The sequence below is a fragment of the Bradyrhizobium sp. SZCCHNR3119 genome (assembly GCF_032487775.1).
Lineage (GTDB): Bacteria > Pseudomonadota > Alphaproteobacteria > Rhizobiales > Xanthobacteraceae > Bradyrhizobium.
Window position 1 is genome coordinate 2,516,848 of sequence record NZ_JAUEUV010000001.1, and the last position, 24,874, is coordinate 2,541,721.

General features: G+C 64.6%; 28 protein-coding genes. 15 read left to right on the top strand and 13 right to left on the bottom strand.

Annotated elements, in window-relative coordinates; translation table 11 throughout:
- The 5 genes from QX034_RS11745 to QX034_RS11765 all read right to left on the bottom strand — a co-directional run bounded on the left by QX034_RS11745 (window position 1) and on the right by QX034_RS11765 (window position 3,286).
- Window positions 1-747, bottom strand: coding sequence for a di-trans,poly-cis-decaprenylcistransferase (locus QX034_RS11745; RefSeq protein WP_315702420.1), 747 nt, complete (start codon window positions 745-747; stop codon window positions 1-3).
- A gap of 30 nt (window positions 748-777) precedes the next feature.
- Entirely contained in the window at window positions 778-1,170 is a 393-nt protein-coding gene (locus QX034_RS11750; protein ID WP_315702419.1) for a transcriptional regulator, read from the bottom strand.
- Window positions 1,157-1,774, bottom strand: a complete 618-nt coding sequence (locus QX034_RS11755) for a hypothetical protein (RefSeq protein ID WP_315702418.1) — start codon at window positions 1,772-1,774, stop codon at window positions 1,157-1,159. The genes QX034_RS11750 and QX034_RS11755 overlap by 14 nt, the downstream gene beginning before the upstream one ends.
- Window positions 1,775-1,886: 112 nt before the next feature.
- The gene (locus tag QX034_RS11760; protein ID WP_315702417.1) at window positions 1,887-2,192 is read right to left on the bottom strand and encodes a DUF3551 domain-containing protein; all 306 of its coding nucleotides are present in this window, start codon (window positions 2,190-2,192) and stop codon (window positions 1,887-1,889) included.
- A 119-nt stretch (window positions 2,193-2,311) separates the two neighbouring features.
- Window positions 2,312-3,286, bottom strand: a complete 975-nt coding sequence (locus tag QX034_RS11765) for a tripartite tricarboxylate transporter substrate binding protein (protein ID WP_315702416.1) — start codon at window positions 3,284-3,286, stop codon at window positions 2,312-2,314.
- A 104-nt stretch (window positions 3,287-3,390) separates the two neighbouring features.
- Here QX034_RS11765 and QX034_RS11770 point away from each other — a divergent pair, with 104 nt between their 5' ends.
- Entirely contained in the window at window positions 3,391-3,801 is a 411-nt protein-coding gene (locus tag QX034_RS11770; RefSeq protein ID WP_315702415.1) for a VOC family protein, read from the top strand.
- Window positions 3,802-3,921: 120 nt separating this feature from the next.
- Here QX034_RS11770 and QX034_RS11775 read toward each other — a convergent pair whose 3' ends face one another.
- Together QX034_RS11775 and QX034_RS11780 are read right to left on the bottom strand one after the other, a co-directional pair.
- Complete coding sequence (locus tag QX034_RS11775; RefSeq protein ID WP_315702414.1) at window positions 3,922-5,025, bottom strand: HD-GYP domain-containing protein; 1,104 nt, start codon at window positions 5,023-5,025, stop codon at window positions 3,922-3,924.
- A 210-nt stretch (window positions 5,026-5,235) separates the two neighbouring features.
- Entirely contained in the window at window positions 5,236-5,400 is a 165-nt protein-coding gene (locus QX034_RS11780; protein WP_315702413.1) for a hypothetical protein, read from the bottom strand.
- 173 nt (window positions 5,401-5,573) lie between these two features.
- Between QX034_RS11780 and QX034_RS11785 the strand changes: the two genes are divergently transcribed.
- Window positions 5,574-5,945 (top strand): hypothetical protein, encoded by a 372-nt coding sequence (locus QX034_RS11785; RefSeq protein WP_315703151.1) that lies wholly within the window; start codon window positions 5,574-5,576, stop codon window positions 5,943-5,945.
- 54 nt (window positions 5,946-5,999) lie between these two features.
- Window positions 6,000-6,671, top strand: a complete 672-nt coding sequence (locus tag QX034_RS11790; RefSeq protein WP_315702412.1) for a dienelactone hydrolase family protein — start codon at window positions 6,000-6,002, stop codon at window positions 6,669-6,671.
- A gap of 52 nt (window positions 6,672-6,723) precedes the next feature.
- Here the strand turns inward: QX034_RS11790 and QX034_RS11795 are convergent, their stop codons facing one another.
- The 3 genes from QX034_RS11795 to QX034_RS11805 all read right to left on the bottom strand — a co-directional run bounded on the left by QX034_RS11795 (window position 6,724) and on the right by QX034_RS11805 (window position 8,706).
- Window positions 6,724-7,434: a polysaccharide biosynthesis/export family protein gene (locus tag QX034_RS11795; protein ID WP_315702411.1), complete on the bottom strand. Its 711-nt coding sequence runs from the start codon at window positions 7,432-7,434 to the stop codon at window positions 6,724-6,726.
- 177 nt (window positions 7,435-7,611) lie between these two features.
- A complete protein-coding gene (msrA, locus tag QX034_RS11800) occupies window positions 7,612-8,268 on the bottom strand; it encodes a peptide-methionine (S)-S-oxide reductase MsrA (RefSeq protein ID WP_315728118.1) in 657 nt (218 codons plus the stop codon).
- A 120-nt stretch (window positions 8,269-8,388) separates the two neighbouring features.
- Window positions 8,389-8,706, bottom strand: a complete 318-nt coding sequence (locus QX034_RS11805) for a hypothetical protein (RefSeq protein ID WP_315702409.1) — start codon at window positions 8,704-8,706, stop codon at window positions 8,389-8,391.
- A 357-nt stretch (window positions 8,707-9,063) separates the two neighbouring features.
- Here QX034_RS11805 and rpsT point away from each other — a divergent pair, with 357 nt between their 5' ends.
- On the top strand, window positions 9,064-9,330 hold the full coding sequence (rpsT, locus tag QX034_RS11810) for a 30S ribosomal protein S20 (RefSeq protein WP_315702408.1): 267 nt from the start codon (window positions 9,064-9,066) through the stop codon (window positions 9,328-9,330).
- A 541-nt stretch (window positions 9,331-9,871) separates the two neighbouring features.
- Here rpsT and QX034_RS11815 read toward each other — a convergent pair.
- Entirely contained in the window at window positions 9,872-10,012 is a 141-nt protein-coding gene (locus QX034_RS11815) for a hypothetical protein (protein ID WP_315702407.1), read from the bottom strand.
- A 590-nt stretch (window positions 10,013-10,602) separates the two neighbouring features.
- Here QX034_RS11815 and dnaA point away from each other — a divergent pair.
- From dnaA to QX034_RS11865, 10 genes are all read left to right on the top strand, one after another.
- On the top strand, window positions 10,603-12,033 hold the full coding sequence (gene dnaA / locus QX034_RS11820) for a chromosomal replication initiator protein DnaA (RefSeq protein WP_315702406.1): 1,431 nt from the start codon (window positions 10,603-10,605) through the stop codon (window positions 12,031-12,033).
- 300 nt (window positions 12,034-12,333) lie between these two features.
- Complete coding sequence (gene dnaN, locus QX034_RS11825; RefSeq protein WP_315702405.1) at window positions 12,334-13,452, top strand: DNA polymerase III subunit beta; 1,119 nt, start codon at window positions 12,334-12,336, stop codon at window positions 13,450-13,452.
- 88 nt (window positions 13,453-13,540) lie between these two features.
- The gene (locus QX034_RS11830) at window positions 13,541-13,828 is read left to right on the top strand and encodes a GIY-YIG nuclease family protein (protein ID WP_315728116.1); all 288 of its coding nucleotides are present in this window, start codon (window positions 13,541-13,543) and stop codon (window positions 13,826-13,828) included.
- A 67-nt stretch (window positions 13,829-13,895) separates the two neighbouring features.
- Window positions 13,896-15,035, top strand: a complete 1,140-nt coding sequence (gene recF / locus QX034_RS11835) for a DNA replication/repair protein RecF (RefSeq protein ID WP_315728114.1) — start codon at window positions 13,896-13,898, stop codon at window positions 15,033-15,035.
- Window positions 15,036-15,300: 265 nt separating this feature from the next.
- Window positions 15,301-17,736 (top strand): DNA topoisomerase (ATP-hydrolyzing) subunit B, encoded by a 2,436-nt coding sequence (gene gyrB / locus QX034_RS11840; protein ID WP_315702402.1) that lies wholly within the window; start codon window positions 15,301-15,303, stop codon window positions 17,734-17,736.
- 213 nt (window positions 17,737-17,949) lie between these two features.
- Window positions 17,950-18,837: an acyltransferase gene (locus QX034_RS11845; protein WP_316195404.1), complete on the top strand. Its 888-nt coding sequence runs from the start codon at window positions 17,950-17,952 to the stop codon at window positions 18,835-18,837.
- Entirely contained in the window at window positions 18,738-19,142 is a 405-nt protein-coding gene (locus QX034_RS11850) for a hypothetical protein (RefSeq protein ID WP_316195406.1), read from the top strand. Before QX034_RS11845 ends, QX034_RS11850 begins: the two co-directional genes overlap by 100 nt.
- A gap of 128 nt (window positions 19,143-19,270) precedes the next feature.
- The gene (murA, locus tag QX034_RS11855; RefSeq protein ID WP_315761638.1) at window positions 19,271-20,599 is read left to right on the top strand and encodes a UDP-N-acetylglucosamine 1-carboxyvinyltransferase; all 1,329 of its coding nucleotides are present in this window, start codon (window positions 19,271-19,273) and stop codon (window positions 20,597-20,599) included.
- Window positions 20,600-20,621: 22 nt separating this feature from the next.
- Window positions 20,622-21,554 carry a hypothetical protein gene (locus QX034_RS11860; RefSeq protein WP_316195407.1) on the top strand — a complete coding sequence of 311 codons (933 nt, stop codon included), beginning with the start codon at window positions 20,622-20,624 and terminating at the stop codon, window positions 21,552-21,554.
- A 48-nt stretch (window positions 21,555-21,602) separates the two neighbouring features.
- On the top strand, window positions 21,603-22,082 hold the full coding sequence (locus QX034_RS11865) for a DUF2867 domain-containing protein (RefSeq protein WP_315702398.1): 480 nt from the start codon (window positions 21,603-21,605) through the stop codon (window positions 22,080-22,082).
- Here the strand turns inward: QX034_RS11865 and QX034_RS11870 are convergent, their stop codons facing one another.
- Together QX034_RS11870 and QX034_RS11875 are read right to left on the bottom strand one after the other, a co-directional pair.
- A complete protein-coding gene (locus QX034_RS11870) occupies window positions 22,083-22,220 on the bottom strand; it encodes a hypothetical protein (RefSeq protein WP_315761634.1) in 138 nt (45 codons plus the stop codon).
- A gap of 11 nt (window positions 22,221-22,231) precedes the next feature.
- The gene (locus tag QX034_RS11875; RefSeq protein WP_315761632.1) at window positions 22,232-22,732 is read right to left on the bottom strand and encodes a hypothetical protein; all 501 of its coding nucleotides are present in this window, start codon (window positions 22,730-22,732) and stop codon (window positions 22,232-22,234) included.
- A 756-nt stretch (window positions 22,733-23,488) separates the two neighbouring features.
- Here QX034_RS11875 and QX034_RS11880 point away from each other — a divergent pair.
- Window positions 23,489-24,874: an MATE family efflux transporter gene (locus QX034_RS11880; RefSeq protein ID WP_315761630.1), complete on the top strand. Its 1,386-nt coding sequence runs from the start codon at window positions 23,489-23,491 to the stop codon at window positions 24,872-24,874.

The following is a 24,874-nucleotide window of genomic DNA, read 5'->3' on the forward strand; positions in this document are numbered from 1 at the left end:
TCAAAGGCTCGGCGCCGGAGCCAGCGGCAGCGCCTGGAGCCCGCCGAAGCGGCGCTCGCGACCATGGAAAGAGGCCAAGGCTTGCGCGAGGTCCTGCGCATCGAAGTCGGGCCACATACGCGAGGTGAAATGCAGCTCGGCATAGGCGCCTTCCCACAACAGGAAGTCGGACAACCGCTGCTCGCCCGAGGTGCGGACGATCAAGTCGACGTCGCGCAACCCGGCCTCACCGGTGACCAGGTTCGAGAAGGTCTCGCGGCTGAGCTCGCCGAGCTCGCGCGCCTTCAGCGCAGCGTTCAGGATCGCGTCGCGCGCCGAGTAATCGACCGCGATCCGCAGGTGCAAGGTGGTGCCGGCCTTGGTCGCTGCTTCGGCGCGGACGATCGCGGCCGCGATCCCATCCGGCAGGCGGTCGCGACGGCCAATGACGGTCAGCCGCACGCCGTTGCGCACCAGCGCCTGGACCTCGTTGGTGAGATAGACGCGCAGCAACGTCATCAGTCCTGCGACCTCGGCGCGCGGGCGGCGCCAATTGTCGCTGGAAAACGCATAGAGCGTCAGGGTGCCGACGCCCTGCTCCGGCGCCGCTTCGACCACGCGGCGGATCGCCTCCACGCCGGCCTCGTGCCCGCGCAGCCGCGACAATCCGCGCCGTGTGGCCCAGCGGCCGTTACCGTCCATGATGATCCCGACATGGAGCTTCTCGCTCACGATCGGTTCATGTTGAGGCTGGAAAGGACTTTGCATCACAAAGCTCCTGGTCAAAAAAAGGGGAGATCAAGCCCGGCTTGGCAGCACGCCGAGCGAGGCGGCCGCATCCTTGCCGACGGGCTCCTTGCCGGCGGCTTTGGCAGCGTCGCGCACCAAACCTTCGAGCACGGCAAGATAGTCGAGGAAGCGACGACGGCCGGTCTTGGTCAGGCGGCAAGTGGTATGCGGGCGGTTGCCCTCATATCCTTTCATCACCTCGACGAGGCCCGCGTCCTGCAGCACTTGCAGGTGTCGCGACAGGTTCCCATCGGTCAGTCCGCATAGCTGCTTCAGGTCGGCAAAGGCCAGCCCCTTTGGATGCGCGATCAACGATGTGAGCAGGCCGAGCCGCGCCTTTTCGTGAATCACGCGGTCGAGCCCGTCGTAAGAGAATGGCGCGCTGTTATCAGTCTTCGACATCGGCTTCTCCGGACGCAAAATACAAAATTGCCGCCATCAACGCCTGACCGACCGCGAACGGCAGGCCCATGGTCCAAGGCGACAGCGAGTGGGTTGCGCTGGCCAGCACGAGCACGGCAAAGCCGGCGAGAAAATACCAGGCGCCCGCCAGCGCCACGGTGCGCGGCAGCAGGCGGACCGAGGCGAATACGCCGAGCGAGGTCAACACCTGCCAGAGCCCCGGCAGCATCCAGAGCGCTTCGGGGGCGAACCTCCACAACAGGATTGCCAGCAGGACGCCGGCAATCCCTGCGGGCAGGAACTGCTCGACCGCCTGGTGGATCATCGCGTCCGCAAGACCGGAGTGATGCCGGCGCGAGCGCGCCCGCATCTCGACCCAGATCATCGCGAGCGACAGGACCGCCGCGGCGGCCCAGCCCAGAAGGAAAGCTAACGGCTGAGCTGTGGGATCATCCAGCAAGGTGTGCTGCAGCACCGCGGTGATGAGCGCAACGGCCGACGTTGCCGCCATCGTGGCCGGACCATAGCCGCGGAACGCGGTGCCGGCAGCGAGTTGACTGCGAATGGCGCCGATGTCGGCGAGCGCCTTGTCGAGATCGCGCATCTCATACCCCGAACGAGTCGAACCGGACCAACTCGTACTTTGTACGGCAAAGTATACGGCCTTGCAAAGTGGATGCAAGGTCTTTCACGTGCTGCGCGACCGATTTTCTCCCTCAGTAATACTGACGGTAGCGATAATACCGCCGACGTTGCGGGGGCGGCAGTTCGTCGGCATAGACCGGAAGACCCCGACGAGCGCGCGCGAAAGCAACCACCGGGTTGATGCCGCAGGACACGAAGCGTCCGGACGCGCTGGCCTGGCATTGAGCGAATGTCTGGTAGGAGCAGTCACCGGGATAGCCGACGCCGCGGCCCTGCACGCACCAGGGATATTCGTATGCCGCCGCCGGCGTGACGCTGGCCGTGCTCGCCAAGCCCGTACCAACCAGGGCCGCTGCCATCAACGCGATCCGACGCATGATTCCTGCCTCCTCCGTCACCGAAGCGCGTTGAAGCACGGTGCCATGGTCAAAAAACGACATTTTCGCGGGCCTCGCGCGATGCGTTCGTCGTGAAGCGACGGAGCCACACCGCCGCGCTATTCCACCTTCAGCCCGGCGAACTCGACCACCTTCTTCCACTTCTCGGTTTCGGCCGCGATCATCGCGCCGAACGCCTCCGGAGACTGGATCAGCGGCTCGCCGCCGAGCTCTATGAGGCGCTTCTTCGTCTCGGCTTCGGCCAGGATGGTGTTGATCTGCTTGTTGAGCGCCGCGACGATCTCCTTCGGCGTGGTCCTGGGCGCACCGACCCCGAACAGCGCGCTCGCCTCATAGCCCGGCACGGTCTCGGCGATCGCCTGTACCTCCGGCAATTGAGGCGAACGCTCGGCTGTCGTGACGCCCAGCGCCCGCAGCGCGCCCGAACGGATGTGCTGGATGATCGAGGGCATATTGTCGAAGATCACCTGCACCTGGCCGCCGAGCATATCCGTGATCGCCGGCGCCGCGCCACGATAGGGCACATGCTGCATCTTGGTGCCGGTCATCGCCATGAACATCTCACCCGACAGATGCACCGAGGTGCCGTTGCCGGAGGAGGCCATGTTCACCTTGCCGGGATTGGCCTTCAGATAGGCAATGAATTCGGCGACGTTGTTGGCCGGCACGTCCTTGTTCACGGTGATCACATTCGGCACGCGATTGAACGAGGCGATCGGCGCGATGTCTCGGACGAAATTGAACTTCAGGTTGGCGTAGAGCGTGGCGTTGATGTAGTTCGCCGGATTGACGAGGAGAATCGTATAGCCGTCGGGGGCGGCGTTCACGACGGATTCGGTGCCGATATTGTTGCCGGCGCCCGGCTTGTTCTCGATCACGAATTGCTGCCCCATGCTCTCCGAAAGCCGCTGACCGATCAGCCTTGCCAGGATGTCGGTGGCGCCGCCAGGCGGATAGCCGACCACGAAGCGGATCGGGCGGGTCGGATAGTCCAGCGCCGACGCGCCGCGGATGAAGGCAGTGGCCGGAACTGCGGAAGCGATCAGGCCGATCGCGTGGCGACGTGAGATCATGCGTTTCCCCGAGGCATTATCGTTGTTATTGCTGGCCCGTCCGCCGCCGTCTTAGCTGGCGGTCTTGAGACCGGATCACCCGCTTCATGAAAAAGGGATAGTCCATGTCGGTCAAGGTCAATGCGCTCGATCACCTCGTGATCAATGTCAGCGACGTCGCCCGCACGACGGAATGGTATCGCAAGATCCTGGGCATGGAGGTCGTCGTATTCGACCCCGGTCCGGGCAAGGCGAAACGCACCTCGCTGATGTTCGGCAATCAGAAGATCAATGTGCGGCCGAAGGACGCGGACAAAGCCGACTGGTTCACCGCCGACCACGAGATGGCCGGCAGCGACGATCTATGTTTCCTCACCACGGCCGCGCCTGAGGACGTGGTGGCGCATCTCAAGGCGCATGGCGTGACGATCGAGGAGGGGCCGGTCGCCAAGCAGGGCGCCCGCGGCACCTTGCGGTCTGTCTACTGCCGCGATCCCGACGGCAGCCTGATCGAGATTTCGTCGTATGCCGAATGAGAGCTGCTTCGACGCCCCGGAGCGGGCCACGTTGCGCGCGATGGCTAAGTAACGGGGGAAACGCGTCCGCGGACCGCGGCGCGAATGCGATCCGCGCCGGCGAGCACGCGACCCGTCAGATCAATGTGCACCCATCGCAACGGGGCGGAAGGCCTGCAACAGCTGCTGATCCAGCTTCGCTCCCATGTTTTCCATGATCGCGAACGCGCGGGCCGGCGGGAACGGCGCCCGGTAGGCTCGCCGCTCGGTCAGCGCGCTATAAATGTCGACGATCGTGGTGAGCCGCACGATGTCGCTGATCTGTTCGCTGCGCAGCGCGTTCGGATAGCCGGTCCCGTCGAGAAATTCGTGGTGGTGCAGAATGACGTCGAGCATTTCCGGCGGGAAGCCACCTTGCGCGGAGAGCGCTTCATAACCGCGCCGCGGGTGCTGCCGCAGGATCGCGATGTCGTCGGATGTCAGCTTGCCCTGCTTGTCGAGCACCGCGACCGGAATGAACGCCTTGCCGACGTCGTGCAGCAGCGCGGCGCGGGTCAGGCGCCGCTGGTCGCCGTCGCGCATGCCGAGATGCAGCGCAAAGCCGACCGCAAAGCCGGTCACGAACAGGCAGTGGCGGTAGGTGTCGTTGTGATGGCAGCCGACGACGGTCAGCCATTCGCGCAGCGACGAATGCTTGATGGCCTTCAGGATCCTGCCCTCGGCCGCGATGATGTCGTCCATCGACAGCGGCACGCCGGCCGGCAGCTTCTCGAAGATCTTGACCATGACCTCGTGCGCCGCCTCGACGCCGCGGTTGAGCAGCTTGCCGCGATCGGTCTCGTCATAGCCGTCATTGCCGGGAAAGGCACCGCGGACCCGCTGCAGCACATCCCCCGGGCTGAACGGACGGGCGATCGTATCGGTCGCGCCGAGCGCCCAGGCCTGCATGGTGGCGTGATGCAGAGCCTCTTGCAGCACGAACAGCCGCGGCATATCGCTGTAAGCGCGCGACGACAGCTTCTTGCGCACTCGCTGCACGCTCTCCGGCGAGCGCAGATTGATGTCGACGATGACGCCGGAGAAGCGGCCTTCTGGATCTTCCGGGATCTCGGCGGTCGGGATCATGTCGACGTCGCCGACCGACCGCAGGATGCGCGCGAGCTCGCTGCTCTGGTCGCCGCGATCCGATGCCAGCAACAAATGGCGCTTGGTTGCGGATGCGGTCTTCTTGGCTACTGCAGTCATGCGTGCGCGCCCCCGGGCCGTTTTGTTGCCGGCAGAATTTACCCGGCCGCGAGTTCCTCGCGGCTTAAGCAGCTCGTTCAAACTGTCTGCATTGCGGTAACCGCGAAGCTAACCTGATCGCGAGAATGCGCGGGAATTCCGGACGATTTGAATCAAAAGATCCGCGGGAAGGCGTACCGGCGCCCGGTCCGCATCACACCCTCCGCAACCCTACGCCTTCATCGCGCCCTTCTTCACCTTGACCTCACCCGAGCGCGCCACCGCGACATGGGCTACGCAGGCGGCCGGCTTGCGGGGCTTTGCGCTCCAGCGAGAAGTCGATCCCCATCCGCACCTGGGAACAATGATCGCGATATCGTGACGGCGCGACGACATCCCAAAGACATCCGCGCCAACTCGCGCGCCCTGCGCTCTATGCTTTGCGATGTGGTGCGAGGCATGCGATCCGACCACATGCTGTTGCAAGCCGCGGCTGTTTTCCTGATCCGCCGGATCACGCTAGACTGCGGCGCAACACACCAGCATCGAGACCGAACAACATGACCTGCATGGAACGCGGCACGGTACGGAGACTGCGGTTTCAGCTTCTGGCCTTGGTCGCCGGCATCGCGACGCTTGGCTCGGCAAAGGCGGATGCGCAACAGATTGGGTGGAGCGCCGCGCACCGCGTGCCGTTCACGGCAACGCTCTCCAACAACATACCGCTTGCCTTCGGTATGGACACCGAGACGACAGCCCGCGCGCTCGGCCAGCCGCTCCATTACGTGAGGGGATCGCCGGGCAACGAGATCTTTCTGGTGCTGCGCAATCTCGGCGGCAGCGGCCTGGTCCCGCATCACCATCGGCTGTTCCTCAAGTTTCGCCAGGGGCGGCTGACGGGCTGGAAAGAGGACTATGGCGAGAACTGGATGTGGCAATAGCAGCGAACGCGCCGCTTCGATCCGATCTCCAGCAAACTCAATGAGGAACGATCCGTGGGACACGACACCAAGCTGACGGCATCCGACAATTTTGAGCTCGGCGCCTACCGCGCCGATCCCGCAGGCCAACCGAAGGGCGCGCTGGTCGTGATCCAGGAGATCTTCGGCGTCAATCACCACATCCGCCACGTCTGCGATCGCCTCGCCGCGGAAGGCTATATCGCCGTGGCACCCTCGATCTTCGATCGGGTCGAGCCCGGCTTCACCTCGGGCTATTCGCCGGAGGAAGTCGCGGTCGCGCGCAAATTCATCACCAATCCGGATTGGGAGGCGATGCTGCGCGACACCCAGGCCGCAATCGATTCCGTGCAAGCCGCCGGCCCTGTCGGCATCATCGGGTTCTGTCTCGGCGGCAGCATCGCCTATGCGGCGGCTCTCAGGCTGTCGGGGTTGAAGGCCGCGGTCGGCTATTATGGCGGGGCGATCGTGCGCTTCGCCGACGAGCCGCTAAAGGTGCCGGTACAACTGCATTTCGGGGAGAAGGATGCCGGCATTCCCTTGAGCGACGTCGAGACCATCAAGGCCAAGCAGCCAGAGGTCGAAATCTTCGTCTATCCGGGGGCGCAGCACGGCTTCAGCTGCGACGAGCGCGCGAGCTACGACAAGACCTGCGCCGATCTCGCCTGGCCGCGGGCGATGGCATTTTTCGGCAAGCATCTGAAGTGATCGGCTGTCATTCCGAGGCGCGCGAAGCGCGCCCCCGGAATCACCGATCACGTCAGAACCAGCGTTCGCTGACCTGGATGGTATCGCCGGGTTTCAGCGAGGTACCGAGTGGCACCTCGTAACGTGCCGTCCCCGATGCGTCGGTATGGGTCAGCGTCACCGTGTCGCGCCGGGCCCTCGGCGAGAAGCCGCCGGCAATCGCGATCGCGCTCTCGACCGTCATGTTCGGCACGTAAGGATATTGGCCGGGCGCCTGCACCTCGCCGAGGATGAAGAACGGCCGATAGGCTTCGATCTCGACAGCCACCGACGGCTCACGGATGTAGCCGTTGCGCAAGCGGCCTGTGATCTCGGAGGCGAGGCCGGCCGTGGTGCGGCCGCGCGCGGGCACGGCACCGATCAGGGGCATGGTGATCGATCCCGATGCGTCGATCGCATAGGTATTCGTCAGGCCCTCCTGGCCGTAGACCACGACGCGCAGCTTGTCGCCGGCATCGAGATGATAGACGGAGTCGCGACTTCGCACCGGGCCGCCATAGGCGACCGGCATGGGAGCGGCGGCGAACGACTCGCGCAGCGCCGCGATCGCCCCCCCGCCCTGCCCGGTGGCGGCAACCGGGCGTGAAGCAGGCGGCGGACCGTAGGCCATTGCATCGAGATCGCTCGCGGACTGGCCGACGGCCACGGGGGAGACCGTCTGCATGCAGCCCGACAACAGCGAGGCAATGACGATGGCAATGACCGGCAGAGAGAACGCGCGCACTCGGGACAATCCCAGAAAGAGGATATGCCTAGTGATGCGCGGTTAAGGTTAACAAAGCGTTGGCGCGCGGTGCGGCGTCCCGTCCTCCGCGATCCCAGCCGATCGAAACAGCGAGTTCCGTCCTCCGCTCAGCGAGGAGGAAGACGGCGAACGTGCACCCACCGAGCTTCACTCAGCTTACGCGCTGACGCCGATACCGATCGGACAGGCGACGCCGGTGCCGCCGAGGCCGCAATAGCCGGCCGGATTCTTCGCCAGATATTGCTGATGATAATCCTCGGCGAAATAGAACGGGCCGGCGGGCGCGATCTCGGTCGTGATCGCGCCGAGGCTCTTCGCGCTCAGCGCCTTCTGATAGGCGGCCTTGGACTCTGCAGCCGCCTTCGCTTGCGCGTCGTCGAAGGTGTAGATCGCCGAACGATATTGGGTGCCGACATCGTTGCCCTGGCGCATGCCCTGGGTCGGATCGTGGCTTTCCCAGAACGTCTTCAGCAGCCGCTCATAGGAAATCAGCTTCGGATCGAACACGACCAGCACGACCTCGGCATGCGCGGTCCGTCCCGAGCACACTTCCTCATAGGTCGGATTGGGCGTGTGACCGCCGGCGTAACCGACTGCGGTGACATGGACGCCATCTCCGAGCTGCCAGAACTTGCGCTCGGCGCCCCAGAAGCAGCCGAGCCCGAACATGGCCTGCGCGAAGCCGGCCGGATAAGGCGCTTGCAGACGATGGCCGTTGACGAAATGCGTGGTCGCGGTCGGGATCGGGGTGCTGCGGCCTGGCAGCGCCTCGGCGACGCTCGGCAGGTCGGTGGCTTTGCGCGTGAACAGCATGGCTTTCCTCCGGGCACGGTCCGACGGCCCGCAGGAGGCGGCGCCGTCACCTTCGGCCGATCTTATATAGGGCTCTACGTTGGGACCGGCAGGCCCGTTACCGATCGGCAGCTATGGAGATCAGTCGCGGGAATAGCCGATCAGAGGCTTGCGCGGGCGGAACACCAGCATCAGGACGATGCCCAGGAGACCAAACACGGCAAACACCGGCTGATCCAGCACGCCCTTGACGATCCATTCCCACAGGAAGGGCGCCCTGGCCTCGATCCAGGCATGGAACGCGGCCTGGCTGGACTGATGGACGTCGTTCCAGAACTGGCCGAAGCGGGTGAATTGCAGGGTCTGATCGGCCACCCAGCGAGCGCCGTCATAGACCATGAAGATGAAACCGCCGGCCAAGAGCAACAGCCCCACCAGTCGGAAGAAACCGCGGATCATGCCTCACCTGCTCCTGTGGCGCGGTCAGCGCGCTGCTAGGCCTTACCGGGCGATTTCAGGAAATTCAACCTCGTCAGGGGCTTACGGCCGCAATTGGCCTGCCGGACCGGGCTTTCCAGCCGCGCGAGGCCGTTGACGCTCCAAAGACCGCCCTCTATAAGGGCCGAAATGGCGGTGGGCGCAATCCCGCCGCCGCTGTTCTTTGAGCAGCGCCGACCTACCGAGCCTCTGGCGCTCCGGTCATGGCATTCTCAGAGAGGCGTCCAAACAACCCATCGCGTCGATCGGGCCGCAAGCCGCGGCCAGCGCGGATCTGCAGATTGCGGCGACGCTTGCCGCCGAAGGATATGTGAGAGCATGGCCAATACGACTTCAGCCAAGAAGGCGACGCGCAAGATTGCCCGCCGCACCATCATCAACAAGTCGCGTCGCACCCAGATGCGCGGCGCGGTGCGCAGTGTCGAGGAAGCGATCGCGAAGGGCGATCGCGAGGCGGCGTTGCAGGCAATGACGCGCGCCGAGCCGCAGCTGATGCGCGCGGCACAACGCAACATCATTCACAAGAACAGCGCGAGCCGCAAAGTATCGCGCTTGTCGCACCAGATCGCGAAGCTCGCGAAGTGAATTGATCGCACCATCCTAATCACGCAATGATGCATCGAAGCCCGGCGCGACGCCGGGCTTTTTTGTTGTCTTGTTCTGCGCGACTGCAGTGCAGATATTTTTCTGCGCACACGCGCGACGCATTTGCACGTGCGTTCACCACGTCTGTAGCTTTGCGTGCACGGTCCGTAATTTTACGAGGTGACAATTTAGCCGCACCTGCAACGCGAAGAACGACAGCGTCGCAGACCCAGCACCAACAGTGTCAAGACAACGCGCTTGGCGATTCCGAGCACAGCTGCACGCGCACGATGCGACGCGGGAGTTACTCGAAAAAACAATCTCGAAAAACTTCGGCTCGAAAATGACTTACCCACATAGCGCGACCAAGTATTTGGAAAAGATGCTCGTCAATCGGCCAACGTAAATTTTTTATGAAAAATTTTTGCGCGGCGCGTGCGATCCGTCACATCCGAGATTCCTCGCGCTGATTCAAGAACATGCTTTCTCGAACTGCAACGCTGCACTGCAGAGCGCTCGACGACTCGTTGCAGTGCGCCGATCAAATGGATTGCGAGAACTGGCGCATTGTGTATTTCTTAAATGGCTCGCGGGCGCCCACGATCTTTAAGACCAGCGCGGTTTTAGAAACGGGGCGGACGTGCAAATCGGCGGCGGTGTGCGCGTTGGCGACGCTTTCCAAGCGATTGTCGGTTCGTGGCCCATAGCAATATGGGTGACGGTGAAACTATGTCGAAATTTCTCGGGCGAGGCATCCATGCTTCGTGGTTTTGAACAAGAGAAATACGGGATAGGATCACTCCGGCAGCCACTTCGATAGCAACGCCTGACGAGTGGGACAGTTACGGGATGTAGTGGCGTAGCGGCTGAATCTGGGGTTCAGGCGCGGCTGCATTTGGGACATGTGCGAGATGACAACTTGTCGTGAGCAATCACGGCGAGGCGGGGAGGTTGCATGCTTTACGGACAAGTCGCGGTTTTACACCAACAGCCAGTTCCGGCTCACCCCCTCTTAGCGATCGACTTGGCAATCGATACCGCTAGCACTGCGATGGGCCCTCCCCCCAAGCCTTACCAGGCACCACCGTCGAGTCCGCTCTGATCTCGCGGAGGCCTTATTCCAGCCAGCACTGATCTGACCACCGGCGCTCGCGTCGACGGCGGAGCTATGCCTGGAATCAGCTTCCGGTTCGAGATCGCGCGCGCTTCGGCAGCAAATCTGCGCGAGGGCTCATGGCATTCATCACTCACCTTCAAGAAGTTACGGCGACAATGACAAATTCGGAACAGGAACGCTGGTCTCGGGTCAAAGGTCGGCTGCGGTCGACTGTCGGCGAAGACGTCTACACCAGCTGGTTTGCACGCATGGATTTGGAAAGCGTTCAGGATGAGAGCGTCCATCTGTCGGTGCCCACCCGGTTTTTGAAGAGCTGGATCCAGGCGCATTATGCCGAGCGCGTGCTGTCGTGCTGGCAGGCCGAAATGCCGGAGGTCCACCGGATCGATCTGACGGTGCGCTCGGCGATGCGCAACGCGATGCCGGCAAAGGAGGCGCCCGTGGCGGTCGAAGCACGCCGGGCTGAACGCAGCGACAATCGCCCGACGTTCGAGCCGCGCGCAGCGGCGATGCCGCCGGTCGCCGCCAATCATGACGCCCTCGGCGGCTCGCCGCTCGATCCGCGCCTGACCTTTGCAAGCTTCGTCGTCGGCCGCTCCAACACGCTGGCACATGCGGCGGCCCGCCAAGTGGCGGAAGGCCGTCGCGGCGACCCCGTGATGTTCAACCCGCTTTACATCCATGCCGGTGTCGGCCTCGGCAAGACGCACCTGCTTCAGGCGGTGACGTGGGCCGGCAATGCGAACCCCGAGCGCAAGGTGCTGTATCTTACCGCCGAAAAGTTCATGTACGGCTTCGTCGCGGCGCTGAAGAGCCAGACCGCTCTTGCCTTCAAGGAAGCGCTCCGCGGCATCGACGTGCTCGTCATCGACGACCTGCAGTTCCTGCAGGGCAAGTCGACCCAGGCCGAGTTCTGCCATACGCTGAATGCGCTGATCGATGCCGGCCGTCAGGTCGTGATCGCAGCCGACCGCCCGCCGTCCGATCTCGAAAGCCTCGACGATCGCGTTCGCTCGCGGCTGGCCGGCGGCCTCGTCGTCGAGATGGGAACGCTTGGCGAAGACCTGCGGCTCGGCATTCTCAAATCGCGCGTCGCCGCAGCCCGCGTGCATCACGCCAGCTTCGACGTGCCGGAGCCCGTGCTGGATTATCTCGCCCGCTCCATCACCCATAACGGCCGCGACCTCGAAGGCGCCATCAATCGCCTGCTCGCACACTCCAAGCTGAACAATCAGCCTGTGACCTTGGATATGGCCGAGCGCGAGGTGCGCGACCTGATCCGTCCCTCGGAGCCGAAGCGGATCAAGATCGAGGACATCCAGCGCGTCGTGGCGCGGCAGTACAACGTCAGCCGCTCCGACCTTTTGTCCTCGCGTCGCACCGCCAATGTGGTGCGGCCGCGCCAGGTGGCGATGTACCTGGCCAAGACCTTGACGCTGCGGTCGCTGCCGGAGATCGGCCGCCGTTTCGGCGGACGCGACCACACCACGGTGCTGCATGCCGTGCGCAAGATCGAGGGGCTGGTCGGCAAGGACAGCGCGCTCTCGGAAGAAGTCGAGTCGCTGAAGCGGCAGTTGCAGGAGTAAGTCTCTGCCGCGAGAGGCGCGGACAGAACGTCCTGCGCCCGGCGGCCCCCGGCAGCCTTCTTGGCGCCCTTCACCATCCTGTCTTAAACACTGCGCCGGCGGCCTGAAACGGCCGCCGAAAGGTGGGAAATGACCATCCCATCTCTTGCGCTTCCGTCCCATCCGCGCCACTTTACGCTCCCCCTGCGCCCCGACTGAACCGAGGTTCCGATCGGAAGCGGGGTGTCATCGGCCGCGGCGCAGCTCAAAAGCCCGCCGGCATTTCCAGGACATGCTCAATCGGAGCGGGCGGGTATTGCTATGAAGGTCACGGTTGAACGCGCGCAACTCCTGAAGTCGCTGGGACACGTCCATCGTGTGGTCGAACGGCGCAACACCATTCCGATTCTGGGCAATGTGCTGGTCCGCGCCGAACAGTCGCAGCTGTCGCTGAAGGCCACCGACCTCGACCTCGAGGTCACCGAGACGCTGGCCGCGGAAACCGCGACCGCCGGCGCGACCACCGTGCCGGCGCACATGTTCTACGACATCGTGCGCAAACTGCCGGACGGCTCGCAAATCGTGCTCGAAAGCGACGGTGAACGTGCAGTGCTGGCGATCCGCGCCGGCCGCTCCCGCTTTACCCTGCAGACCCTGCCGGAGAGCGACTTCCCCGACCTTGCTGCCGGCGAGATGACGCACGCCTTCACGCTCGCGGCCAAGGACGTCAAGGGCCTGATCGATCGCACCCAGTTTGCGATCTCGACCGAGGAAACGCGGTATTATCTGAACGGCATCTACCTGCATGCGGCCGGCAACGCCAAGCAGCCCACCTTGCGGGCCGTGGCGACCGACGGCCATCGGCTGGCCCAGGTCGATCTGCCGCAGCCGATGGGCGCGGCCGACATGCCCGGGGTGATCGTACCGCGCAAGACGGTCAGCGAAGTCCAGCGGCTGATCGAGGACAACGAGGCCGAGATCCGGATCGAACTGTCGCAGGGCAAGATCCGCTTTAGCATCGGCCAGGTGGTCCTGACCTCGAAGCTGATCGACGGCACCTTCCCCGATTACGGCCGCGTCATTCCGCAGAACAACGACAAGGAACTGATCGTCGACAAGGTCGATTTCGCCGCCGCCGTCGACCGCGTCTCCACGATCTCCAGCGAACGCGGCCGCGCCGTGAAGCTGGCGCTGTCGGCTGGCAAGCTGGTGCTCTCCGTGACCAATCCGGACTCGGGCAGCGCGACCGAAGAGCTCGAGGTCGAATACGCCTCCGACCCGCTCGATATCGGCTTCAACTCGCGTTATCTGCTCGACATCGCCGCCCAGATCGAGGGCGAGGTCGCCGTGCTCCGCCTCGCCGACCCCGGCTCGCCGACCCTGATCCAGGACCGCGACCACAGAAACGCGCTCTACGTGTTGATGCCGATGCGGGTGTGAGGCTGTGGGCATAGCGGCAGCCTTCACCGAGCGCACAGCTTGCTTTATTCGTCATGGCCGGGCTTGACCCGGCCATCCATCCAAACAAATGACCTACTGGGTGTACATTCTTGCCAGCAAGCCCGGTGGAACGCTGTACGTCGGCGTGACTAACGACCTCGTCCGGCGCGTCTACGAGCGTCGCGAGGGCTTGGCTGAGAGCTTCACCAAGCGTTACGGCGTGAAACGGCTGGTCTATTATGAGCCGCACGACACGATTACCGCAGCGCTCCCGCGCGAGAAGAACATCAAGCGCTGGTCACGCGAATGGAAGATTGATCTGATTGTGGCGAGCAATCCCGACTGGCGTGACCTATATGATGAAATCGTCCGCTAGCGCGGACGATGGATTGCCGGGTCAGGCCCGGCAATGACACAGCTCCCGTCACTGCCGTCCGTTCTCAATGACCCCGTCCCGCATCAACCGCCTGGCGCTGACGCATTTTCGCAGCTATCGCTCCGCGAGCGTCGAGGCGCGCGGCGATCTGATCGCGCTGGTCGGCCCCAACGGCGCCGGCAAGACCAATTGCCTGGAGGCGATCTCCTTTTTTGCACCCGGCCGCGGCCTGCGCCGCGCCACGCTGGAGGATGTCGCCGATAACCAGGGCGACGGTTCCTGGGCCGTCTCGGCCGAGGTGGAAGGCGCGCTTGGCCTCGCCACTTTCGGCACCGGCATCGAGCCTCCGAGGAGTGATGCCGCCACGAGCCGGCGCTGCCGGATCGATCGCGAGCCGGTGGCCTCGGCGAGCGCCTTCGGCGACCACATCCGCATGGTGTGGCTGACGCCGGCGATGGACGGGCTGTTCATGGGCGCAGCCTCGGAGCGGCGGCGCTTCTTCGACCGCCTGGTGCTGGCGATCGACAGCGAGCATTCCAGCCGGGTCTCGGCGCTGGAGCGGGCCTTGCGCTCGCGCAACCGGCTGCTGGAAGTGCGCAATTTCGACGACCATTGGTGTGACGCCATCGAGCGTGAGACCGCTGAGCTTGCGGTTGCGGTGGCGGCGAGCCGCGGCCAGACCGCGGTCAAGCTCGCCGCCATGCTGCGCGCCCGCGGCGCCGCCTCCGCCTTTCCATCCGCGGAGATCGCGCTCGACGGCTGGATGGAGAATGCGCTGCTCGCCGAGCCTGCGCTCGCGGTCGAGGACCGCTACCGCGCGATGCTGCGCGACAATCGCGTGCGCGACGCCGCCGCGGGGCGCACGCTCGACGGCCCGCATCTGACCGACCTCCACGTCGTCTACGCGCCGAAGACCATGCCGGCGCGCGATGCCTCGACCGGCGAACAGAAAGCGCTGCTGATCGGCCTCGTCCTCGCGCATGCGACCCTGGTCGCGGAGACCACCGGGATCGTGCCGCTGCTGTTGCTGGACGAGATCGTCGCCCATCTCGATCCCGACCGCCGCGCGGCGCTGTTCGGCGAGCTTGGAAAATTGGGCGCGCAGGTGTGGTTGACCGGCGCCGATCCCGCGGCCTTTGCCGAGCTCGGACCGTCCGGGGAGGTTTTCGATGTCGAGGCCGGCCGCATCAGCCGCCGCACCGCCTGACCGTCTCGGATTCCGGCACCTTCCTGCGCCTTTCGAGGCACGAAATTCCGTCGTTTTGCGGGGCTGAAATGGCCGGCCGAATCGGGCTTTTGCATCGCCCAAAACGGCGCGCTGCGCACCTTGAAAAACCGTTAAAAAATGCTATCTCTTCAATATCTTACAGGCGTCCACTTTGCGCTAGGCGCGCATCGCCTTTCGTGGCACAAATAGCATTCATCCCATCCCTGCGCGGCACCGCGCCTTCGGGATATCTCAAAGGCCTCACATGACTGAACCCGCCCGGCAAACGATCGCCGAAAACGAGCCTGCCATTGCGAGCACGTATGGCGCGGAATCGATCCGGGTGCTGAAGGGCCTGGACGCCGTGCGCAAGCGGCCGGGCATGTATATCGGCGATACCGATGACGGTTCCGGCCTGCATCACATGGTCTACGAAGTCGTCGACAACGCGATCGACGAAGCGCTCGCAGGCTATGCCACCGCGGTCGAAGTGGTTCTCAATCCCGACAATTCCGTCACCGTGCGCGACGATGGCCGCGGCATCCCGGTCGACATCCATAAGGGCGAGGGCGTATCCGCCGCCGAGGTCATCATGACCCAGCTGCATGCCGGCGGAAAGTTCGACCAGAACTCCTACAAAGTCTCCGGCGGTCTGCACGGCGTCGGCGTCTCCGTCGTCAACGCGCTGTCGAGCAAGCTGCAGCTGCGTATCTGGCGCGAGGACAAGGAGCATTTGATCGAGTTCGCCCATGGCGATGCGGTGGCGCCGCTCAAGGTGGTCGGCGAGGCGAAGGGCAAGCGCGGCACGGAAGTGACATTCCTCGCGTCGACCGACACGTTCAAGATCGTCGAATACGACTACGCCACGCTCGAGCATCGCCTGCGCGAGCTGGCCTTCCTCAATTCCGGCGTCAACATCGTGCTGTCCGACATGCGCCATGCGGTCGAGAAGCGCGAGGAGATGCACTATTCCGGCGGCGTCGAGGAGTTCGTCAAATATCTCGACCGCAACAAGAAGGCGATCGTCCCCGCGCCGATCATGGTGCGCTCGGAGGCCAATGGCATCACGGTCGAAGCTGCGCTGTGGTGGAACGACAGCTACCACGAGAACGTGCTGTGCTTCACCAACAACATCCCCCAGCGTGACGGCGGCACCCATCTCGCCGGCTTCCGCGGCGCGCTGACACGCCAGGTCAACGGCTATGCCGAGGCCAACGCGAAGAAGGAAAAAATCGCGCTGACCGGCGACGACTGCCGCGAAGGCCTGACTGCGGTGCTTTCGGTGAAGGTGCCGGACCCGAAATTCTCGTCACAGACCAAGGACAAGCTGGTCTCGTCCGAGGTGCGGCCGGTGGTCGAGAACGTGCTCAACGAAGCGCTCTCGGCCTGGTTCGAGGAGCACCCGGCCGAAGCCAAGGTGATCGTCGGCAAGGTGATCCAGGCTGCGGCTGCGCGTGAAGCCGCGCGCAAGGCGCGCGAGCTCACGCGCAAGAGCCCGCTCGCCATCTCGTCGCTGCCGGGCAAGCTCGCCGACTGCCAGGAGAAGGATCCGGCCAAGTCCGAGCTTTTCATCGTCGAGGGTGACTCGGCAGGCGGCAGCGCCAAGCAGGGCCGCAACCGCGAATTCCAGGCGGTGCTGCCGCTGCGCGGCAAGATCCTGAATGTCGAGCGCGTGCGCCCGGACAAGATGCTCTCCAGCGAGCAGATCGGCACCCTGATCACCGCGCTCGGCACCGGCATCAGCGACGACTTCTCCGCCGACAAGCTGCGCTATCACAAGATCATCGTGATGACCGACGCCGACGTCGACGGCGCTCACATCCGCACCCTGCTGCTGACCTTCTTCTATCGGCAGATGCGCGAGATCATCGATCGCGGCCATCTCTATATCGCCCAGCCGCCGCTCTATAAGGTCAGCCGTGGCAAGTCCGAGCAGTATCTGAAGGACCAGCGCGCGCTGGAAGATTATCTGATTGCCGCGGGCCTCGACGACTGCGTGTTCAGGACTGCCGATGGCGAGGAACGCAAAGGCCGCGATTTGCTGTCGCTGGTCGAGGATGCCCGCATCATGCGCAACGTGCTAGGCAATCTGCACAGCCGCTACGACCGCAAGGTGGTCGAACAGGCAGCGATCGCCGGCGTGCTGCGACCGGACATCACCCGCGACATCGCCACCGCGGACGCCGCGGCGGAATACATCGCCAAGCGGCTCGACGTGCTGGCGGACGAGGTCGAGCGTGGCTGGGTCGGTCAGTTTGTCGAGGGCCAGGGCTTCACCTTCGAGCGCACCGTGCGCGGCGTCAAGGATGTCGCCGCGATCGATGATGCGCTGCTTGCCTCGGCGGACGCCCGCAAGCTCGACGACTACGCGCCGCGCCTGCAAGAGGCCTATGCGAAGCCCGGCCTGCTCCGCCGCGGCGACACCGAGACGGTGATCCACGGCCCGACCGACCTGTTCGAGGCGGTGACCGATGCCGGCCGCAAGGGCGTCACCCTGCAGCGCTACAAAGGTCTCGGCGAGATGAACCCGGAACAGCTCTGGGAGACCACGCTCGACACCGAAGCGCGCTCGCTGCTGCAGGTGAAGATCAAGGAGGTCGACGAGGCCGACGACATCTTCACCAAGCTGATGGGCGACGTGGTCGAGCCGCGCCGCGAATTCATCCAGGACAACTCGCTTTCCGCCAATGTCGACGTGTAGCTGAGTGCGACCCGGCCGCCATCGGCACGAGTCTCGCGAGACCCTCGCGCGATCCATCGTGATTGGGCCTGTCGCTCAACGGTTGCATCCGCTATAGTTGGATCGGACGAGCATCGCGCGATGCGGACCTGATTCCACATCGCGCGTGCCTCGCAAGCCCCTGTGCAGCTTCGGGCGGAGGCGCAGCCGATCGTAAGCAGCGTGTCGAGCGAAATGTCAGTCGCGGATGAGGCACTCCCTCGCGCGGCGCATGTCGCCGTCGAGAAGGGCACCGTGACCGCAGTCAAGGCCGGCGCGGCGGGCCGCAACGGCGGGATTGACGCGCTTCGCGCAGCGGTCACGCTGCTGGTCGTGTCCCATCACACCGCGATCACCTATGGCGCCATCGGCGGCTGGTACTACAAGGAAATCGCTCCATCGGAGACACTGGGCGGGGCGTTGCTCGTCCTGTTCTGCACGGTGAACCAGGCCTGGTTCATGGGTCTGTTCTTTCTGCTGGCGGGCTACTACACGCCGCCCTCCTATCGGCGCGACGGGCTCGCCGGTTTCGTCCGCGAACGCCTGGTCCGGCTCGGCATTCCCCTCGCGGTCTATTTTGTCGTCCTGCATCCCCTAACCGTCGCGCTGGCGCAGACGGCGAACGGACGCTCCTTCTCTCGCGTGTTCGAATATCTCTGGACGCACGGCCGATTCGAACCCGGCCCGTTGTGGTTTGCGGAAGCGCTGCTGATCTTCGCGGCGACCTGGCTGCTGTGGCAGTGGGTACAGCCGTTACCACGCGCGACGACAAAGCGAGCATTTCCGTCCGATGCCGTTCTGCTCGTGACCGCGCTGCTGACCGGCTTCGCTGCGTTCTTGCTGCGCCTGGTCTGGCCGGTCGGCGTAAACGTGGCCTTCCTGCAGCTTGGCTATTTCGCCTCCTACATCGCCCTGTTCGCGGCGGGCTGCGCCGCCGCCGACGGCCGCTGGCTCGAACACATTCCAGAGGCTCAGAAGAAAACTTGGCTCCGTGTCGCCTTGATCGCCGTTCCGGTCTTTCCGCTGGTCGGATTCATCGACCTGAAGTTTCACGTGCTGCCCGGCACGCGGAAGGCGGGCTGAACGTCCAGGCGCTGGTCTACGCCTTCTGGGAGCCGTTCGTCGCCTGGGGCTTCCTCCTCGGATTACTGACCGCCTTTCAGCGGCGCTTCGCCCGGCTGACCGACGGCTGGACGCGGCTCGCCCGCCGCGCCTACCTGATCTACATCATCCACCCGCCGATCCTGGTCGGCACGGCGCTGGCTTGGCGCGACATCGCCGCGCCGGGGCTGCTGAAGTTCGTGATCACGGGATCGGTGGCCTGCACGCTGTGCTATCTTGCCGCGGGTCTGCTGTTGCGCGTTCCTGGCGTCGCACGCGTCGTGTAATCGGCATGCCTGCCGGGTCGCCATGGGATTGCTGACCTCCCCGCAATTGCCCTAGATGTCCGCCATGACGCCGCCGCGCGTGGCCGGCACCGCCGGCGTTTCCGAAGCCAGACTCGGATAGGAACCTCATGGATCACGACCTTCGGAAGCCTGAAGCCGGCGGGACGCCCATCAAATACATCGTCGAGGGCGGCCATCGCCTCAAGGGCGCCATCGAACCCTCCGGCAACAAGAATGCGGCGCTGCCGATCATCGCCGCTGCTTTGCTCACCGAGCATCCGGTCACGCTCGACAATGTGCCGCGCATCCGGGACACCGAGACGCTGGTGGAACTGATCCGTTCGGTCGGCGCTTCGGCCGAATGGCGCGGCCGCAACCGGCTGGCGATCCACGCCAAGGAGATCCGCGCCGCGGATCTCGACCCCGATCTGTGCGCGCGCATTCGCGCCTCGATCCTGCTCGCCGGCCCCCTGCTCGCGCGCTGCGGCGAAGTGGCGCTGCCGCCGCCGGGCGGCGACGTGATTGGCCGGCGCCGCCTCGACACCCACTTTCTCGCCTTCGAACAGCTCGGCGCCACCGTGACCGCGACCGACAAGATCGAGCTCCGGGTCTCGCAACTGAAGGGCGCCGACGTGTTCCTCGACGAGCCGAGCGTCACCGCGACCGAGAACGCGCTGGTGGCCGCGGTGGCCGCGCAAGGCACCACCTATCTGCGCAACGCGGCGTCCGAGCCGCATGTGCAGGATCTCGCGCATTTCCTGGTCGCACTCGGCGCCAATATCGAGGGCATCGGCACCAACACCATGGTGATCCATGGAGCAGCGCCCCTCGGCCAGGCAGCCTACGCGATCCAGCCCGACCATATCGAGGTCGGCTCGTTGATCGGGCTTGCGGCGGTCACGCGCTCCCCGCTACGTATCGTGCGTGCCGGCGTCGATCACCTGCGCTCGATCCGCATGGGCTTCGAGCGGCTCGGCATCGTCTGCGAGATCGCCGGCGACGATCTCATCGTGCCGTCCGACCAGACCTTGAAGATCAAAGACGATTTCGGCGGCCACGTGCCGAAGCTCGAGGACCAGCCCTGGCCGGCCTTCCCGGCCGACCTGATGTCGATTGCGATCGTCACGGCGACCCAATGCGATGGCGTCATCGTGATGTTCGAGAAGATGTTCGAGTCGCGGATGTTCTTCGTCGACAAGCTGATCTCGATGGGCGCGCGCATCGTGCTGTGCGATCCGCATCGCGCGGTCGTCGCCGGCCCCAGCAAGCTGCGCGGCGCCTCGATGATCTCCCCAGACATCCGCGCCGGGATGGCGATGCTGCTGGCAGCTGTGTGCGCCGAGGGCACCTCGACGATCAACAATGCCGACCAGATCGAGCGCGGCTATGAGCGGATCGACGAGCGGCTGAACGCGCTCGGCGCCAAGATCACCCGCGTTCCGGAGCGGGGGCGGTAGCAGCTTTTTCTCGAGCGCAATGATGCGATCCAGCGGCCATCTCACGTTTGAGCGCTTGGTCCATTCGGACTGGAGCAGCAATGCTCCCAAGCGCTGGAGCGCCTGCGCGCTTCGCAGGCAAGGTGGCTGGCTGGTCGAGCGGGTCGCACAAACGCCGTCGTCGGACGCCTTGCTCGACGAGTTGTTCGGCCATGCAAAACCGACGCTCGCCGGCTTTGATTTTCCGATCGGCCTGCCACTGGCTTGGCTGGGGCGGATTGGAGCCGGCTTTCGCGAATTCGTCTGCTCGCCGCAGGCCCAGCATTTTCTCCAACCCGCCGACACCCTGTTCCGCATCTCGCCGCTACAGCCGTTCTATCGCAAGCATCCCGCCGGCGGCCGGCGCGCCGACCTGTTGCGCGCGCTCGAATGCTCCACCTTCGATCAGCTGCTGCGCGACTGTGACCGGCCTACGTCTTGCCGCTCCCGCGCGGAATCGATCTTCTGGACGGTCGGCGCCAAGCAGGTTGGGAAGGCGGCCTTGGCCGGCTGGCAAGATATCCTGATTCCGGCGCTGGAACGTGGCGCCGCGCTGTGGCCGTTCGACGGGATGCTGGCAGCGCTGCAAGGACCCGCCCTGACGATCGCGGAGACCTATCCGGCGGAGGCCTATCAGCATATCGGCATGCGGCGGACAATCGGGAAGCGCACCCAGACCGGACGCAGGGAGGGCTGCGCCGCGATGTTCGCCTGGGCGGCCCGCCATGGCATCCAATTCTCGTCCGATGTCGAGGAGAAGCTGCACGACGGCTTTGGCCCGCGCAAAGACGGCGAAGATCCATTCGATGCGCTGGCCGGTCTCTGCGGCATGATCGAGGTCGTTGATGGCCGTCGGGCTGAAGCCCCTGTAACGGCACCATTGTCATTTCCTCGCGAAGGCTGGATTCTCGGGCAGATCGACCTACCCTGCGCGTGACCTCGCCTGTCAGCGCAGACCGGACTCCAGATGAGAGGCTCGCCGCATATGACGATCAACGAGACCAGTCCCACCGTCGACCGTGCGCGATGGCTCGACGGCGCCGAGTTCGCCGACGCCTTTTGCATGACGGTCGCCAGCAATACGATCGATGCCCGTACAGCAGCGACGCGGATGTTCGGCCGCTCGCCGCGTTGGGTCGAGGCGCTGCTCGCCTTGCGCAACCTGCTGGTCGCACCATTCGGGCTGAAGACCTCCGGCGCCGGCGATAGCGGCAGGCTCGGCTTGATCGGCATGTTCCCCGTGATCAGCGAAACACCGGAGCAACTGGTCGCTGGTTTCGACGACAGCCATCTCGACTTCCGCGTCGTGATCGACGTCACCGCCGCAAGCGGGGGCCGCCAGGTCACGGCCACGACGCTGGTCAGGACGCACAACCTTCTCGGCCGTTGCTATCTCGCCGTGATCACACCGTTTCACCGGCTGGTCGTGAAGGCGATGCTCGGGCAGATCGCACGGCCCGCCTGATCACGCGCCCGTCTCGGCCGCCTCCTCCATGTCCACCGCGCCGTTTTTTTTCACATCCATTGACGCGTTCGACCAGGCCGTCACGACGCCTTCCGGATCAAACGGGAGGTAAGGCGCCCCCCATTCAGCCGAGGCCATGAGACGCCGCCTCATGGCGACTGACGCGATCCGGCAAACCAGTCTCGCGCATCCCGACGGAAAAGCATCGAAACGGCGAGGGCTGATACGACGAATGCGATACAGGAAATGATTGCCATGGCAGGGTTGAAACGAAACCGTGCTTCGAAACTCAAGATGACACTTGGAATGCCGCCGATCACCGAAATCATGCTGATCCAGCGCGCCCAGTTTGTTCGCCGACGCGCGACCAGCCAGATCCATAGTCCCTGCGCTGCAAATAAAGCTAAGACCAGGATCGGGTACGCGACTGGATGTTGATTGGTGTATTTGACAAGGGTCGCCCGATCGGCGACGGCGGATGCCGCGGTCGCGACGACGGCCACGATTGCAAGCCGTTCGTACCAGATGACGCTGACGGGACGGATCGCGGACTGCGGCTTCTCCGATACTCCATTGATCACGAATGCCTCTCCCTGCGTTATCGGCACCGCATGGTCGCAGATGCACGCACAACCTTCAACGGTGGGCATACGCTCCCCTGCAGCGGCCGCCGGATCTCATCGGCGGCCGCCCCACGCCTTGCGCGGAGACATTTAATTCCGCAATCGGATGAACGTCATGCATTAGAAGAGACCGATGCGTCTGAATCTTCGACTTGCATAAATTCCGAAAATCAGAAATACTGCATCTGTCCCGCCCTCATGAGAGGGACGCTTCGCGATCGTCACGAACGTTGAGAGCGGGATGCGGTGGACGCGGTCGCTTCACAGCGCGCACTCGGTTGAGCCGAGGCTGGCGCGTGGACGAATGAGCGGCGGCGTACGGCGAAGTCGTATGGTCCTGACCTCCCGACGCTGAGGTCAAGTCTGCGGCGCGATCCGCAGGTGACGGTGGCCAACAAGCCCGGCGCACCGGGGAGAGTACGTATAAGCCGTTCCAACTATCGCGCGGGGAAGGCCGGATGTGCGGCCAGACCTGTGGTGACTGCCGCCTGCTTTTTCTTCTGCAGGCGGGCCATGGGTGTGGCCAAACACCCGGCCTTCCCCGCCCCTCCTCGTTTCGAGGGAGACGCTTGGCGAGCATCACTCGGGCATGTCGTGCCGCGAGAACGCGAACTGACGCCCCGATGTGATCAACAAGGCACGAGAGCAGACCCCGATGCTTGCCATCACGAACGGAGACATCGACGAGCTCGCCGTACAGATCGTCGCTCCCACGTCGCCGCCATGGACGCAACTTGCTCTCGCGATGTGCACGGCACGGCAGAGGCTGCTATGATGACGATCATGACCTCCTCAGCCGGAACCAACCACGCGCCGCCAGCCGCGGCGCTGACCACCCCGTTCGCGCACGAACTTTGGGACACCGTGCGCCTCGCCGCACCGATGGCGCTGACGCAGCTGTCGCAGATCGCGATGATGTCGACCGATCTCGCCTTCATCGGCCGGCTCGGCGGTGAGGCGGTCGCGGCTGCCGCATTGTCCGGAACCGTCTATTTCGTCAGCTTCACCGTCGGCATGGGCCTGATGTCGGCCGTGGCGCCGCTCGCCGCGCAAGCCTTCGGTGCTTCCGATCCCGCGCTCGTGCGCCGCTCGCTCCGTGTCGGATTGTGGGTCGGCCTGTTCATCGCGCTGCCGATCATGGCGATCTCGTTCAACGGGGAAGCGATCCTGGTTGCGCTGGGTCAGGCGCGAGGCGTTGCGCATCTGGCCCAGCAATATCTACTCGGACTGGCCTGGGGCGTGGCGCCGGCGCTGTGGTTCCTGGCGCTGCGCAGCTTCATGGGTGCGGTCAATCGGCCCGAGCCGGTGTTGTGGATCACGCTCGCGGCGATCCCCATCAACGCGCTGCTGGTCTATCCGCTGCTGTTCGGCCATTGGGGCCTGCCGCAGCTCGGGCTGACCGGCGCCGGCCTCGCCACCTCGCTCGTCAATCTCACGACCTTCGTCGCCGGGCTGTGGTTCGCAATCCGCCGTCCACCATTCCGCGGCTATCACGTCCTCGCACGGCTCTGGCGCATCGACTGGCGGCTGATGTGGCAGCTGGTCGTGATCGGGGCACCGATCTCGCTCGCCTTTCTGCTCGAATACGGCATGTTCTCGGCCGCCGCGCTGCTGATGGGGCTGATCAGCACCACCGCACTCGCGGCGCATCAGATCGCCCTGCAGGTCACGGCGGTCCTGTTCATGATCCCGTTCGGCATCAGCATGGCGGCCACGGTGCGGGTCGGCCACGCCGCAGGGCGCGGCGATGCCGGCGGCATCAGGCGCGCGGGATGGATGGCGATGCTGCTCGGCGTTACGCTGGCCGTGATCCTGACCTTAGCCGTCATCGCCGCACGATTTCCGATCGTACATCTGTTCCTCGGCGATGGCGCAACGGACGTTGATGCGACGGCGGCCCTCGCCGCCGGCCTGCTCGCCGTCGGCGCCACCTTCTTCGTCACCGATGCGCTGCAAAGCATTGCCATTGGCGCGCTGCGCGGCATCAAGGACACCCGTGTGCCGCTGCTGTTCGCGATCCTCGGCTACTGGGTGATCGGCTTCCCGGCCTCCTACGCGCTCGGCCTTCACACTTCGCTCGGTGCGACTGGAATCTGGATCGGGCTCTCGGCCGGGACAGCCCTCTATGCCAGCCTTCTCATCCTGCGCTTCGTGAAGCTGAGCAGATAG

Excerpts from the sequence above, each read along its gene's own strand:
- QX034_RS11845 (WP_316195404.1), top strand. The coding sequence starts at position 17,950 with ATGTCAGTCGCGGATGAGGCACTCCCTCGCGCGGCGCATGTCGCCGTC.
- QX034_RS11745 (WP_315702420.1), bottom strand. The coding sequence starts at position 747 with ATGCAAAGTCCTTTCCAGCCTCAACATGAACCGATCGTGAGCGAGAAG.
- recF (WP_315728114.1), top strand. The coding sequence starts at position 13,896 with ATGACCCCGTCCCGCATCAACCGCCTGGCGCTGACGCATTTTCGCAGC.
- dnaN (WP_315702405.1), top strand. The coding sequence starts at position 12,334 with ATGAAGGTCACGGTTGAACGCGCGCAACTCCTGAAGTCGCTGGGACAC.
- murA (WP_315761638.1), top strand. The coding sequence starts at position 19,271 with ATGGATCACGACCTTCGGAAGCCTGAAGCCGGCGGGACGCCCATCAAA.
- QX034_RS11830 (WP_315728116.1), top strand. The coding sequence starts at position 13,541 with ATGACCTACTGGGTGTACATTCTTGCCAGCAAGCCCGGTGGAACGCTG.
- QX034_RS11870 (WP_315761634.1), bottom strand. The coding sequence starts at position 22,220 with ATGGCCTCGGCTGAATGGGGGGCGCCTTACCTCCCGTTTGATCCGGAA.
- dnaA (WP_315702406.1), top strand. The coding sequence starts at position 10,603 with ATGACAAATTCGGAACAGGAACGCTGGTCTCGGGTCAAAGGTCGGCTG.
- QX034_RS11770 (WP_315702415.1), top strand. The coding sequence starts at position 3,391 with ATGTCGGTCAAGGTCAATGCGCTCGATCACCTCGTGATCAATGTCAGC.
- QX034_RS11765 (WP_315702416.1), bottom strand. The coding sequence starts at position 3,286 with ATGATCTCACGTCGCCACGCGATCGGCCTGATCGCTTCCGCAGTTCCG.
- QX034_RS11860 (WP_316195407.1), top strand. The coding sequence starts at position 20,622 with ATGCGATCCAGCGGCCATCTCACGTTTGAGCGCTTGGTCCATTCGGAC.
- QX034_RS11755 (WP_315702418.1), bottom strand. The coding sequence starts at position 1,774 with ATGCGCGATCTCGACAAGGCGCTCGCCGACATCGGCGCCATTCGCAGT.
- rpsT (WP_315702408.1), top strand. The coding sequence starts at position 9,064 with ATGGCCAATACGACTTCAGCCAAGAAGGCGACGCGCAAGATTGCCCGC.
- QX034_RS11760 (WP_315702417.1), bottom strand. The coding sequence starts at position 2,192 with ATGCGTCGGATCGCGTTGATGGCAGCGGCCCTGGTTGGTACGGGCTTG.
- QX034_RS11865 (WP_315702398.1), top strand. The coding sequence starts at position 21,603 with ATGACGATCAACGAGACCAGTCCCACCGTCGACCGTGCGCGATGGCTC.
- QX034_RS11750 (WP_315702419.1), bottom strand. The coding sequence starts at position 1,170 with ATGTCGAAGACTGATAACAGCGCGCCATTCTCTTACGACGGGCTCGAC.
- QX034_RS11880 (WP_315761630.1), top strand. The coding sequence starts at position 23,489 with ATGACCTCCTCAGCCGGAACCAACCACGCGCCGCCAGCCGCGGCGCTG.
- QX034_RS11875 (WP_315761632.1), bottom strand. The coding sequence starts at position 22,732 with ATGCCCACCGTTGAAGGTTGTGCGTGCATCTGCGACCATGCGGTGCCG.
- msrA (WP_315728118.1), bottom strand. The coding sequence starts at position 8,268 with ATGCTGTTCACGCGCAAAGCCACCGACCTGCCGAGCGTCGCCGAGGCG.
- gyrB (WP_315702402.1), top strand. The coding sequence starts at position 15,301 with ATGACTGAACCCGCCCGGCAAACGATCGCCGAAAACGAGCCTGCCATT.
- QX034_RS11775 (WP_315702414.1), bottom strand. The coding sequence starts at position 5,025 with ATGACTGCAGTAGCCAAGAAGACCGCATCCGCAACCAAGCGCCATTTG.
- QX034_RS11805 (WP_315702409.1), bottom strand. The coding sequence starts at position 8,706 with ATGATCCGCGGTTTCTTCCGACTGGTGGGGCTGTTGCTCTTGGCCGGC.
- QX034_RS11780 (WP_315702413.1), bottom strand. The coding sequence starts at position 5,400 with ATGTCGTCGCGCCGTCACGATATCGCGATCATTGTTCCCAGGTGCGGA.
- QX034_RS11785 (WP_315703151.1), top strand. The coding sequence starts at position 5,574 with ATGGAACGCGGCACGGTACGGAGACTGCGGTTTCAGCTTCTGGCCTTG.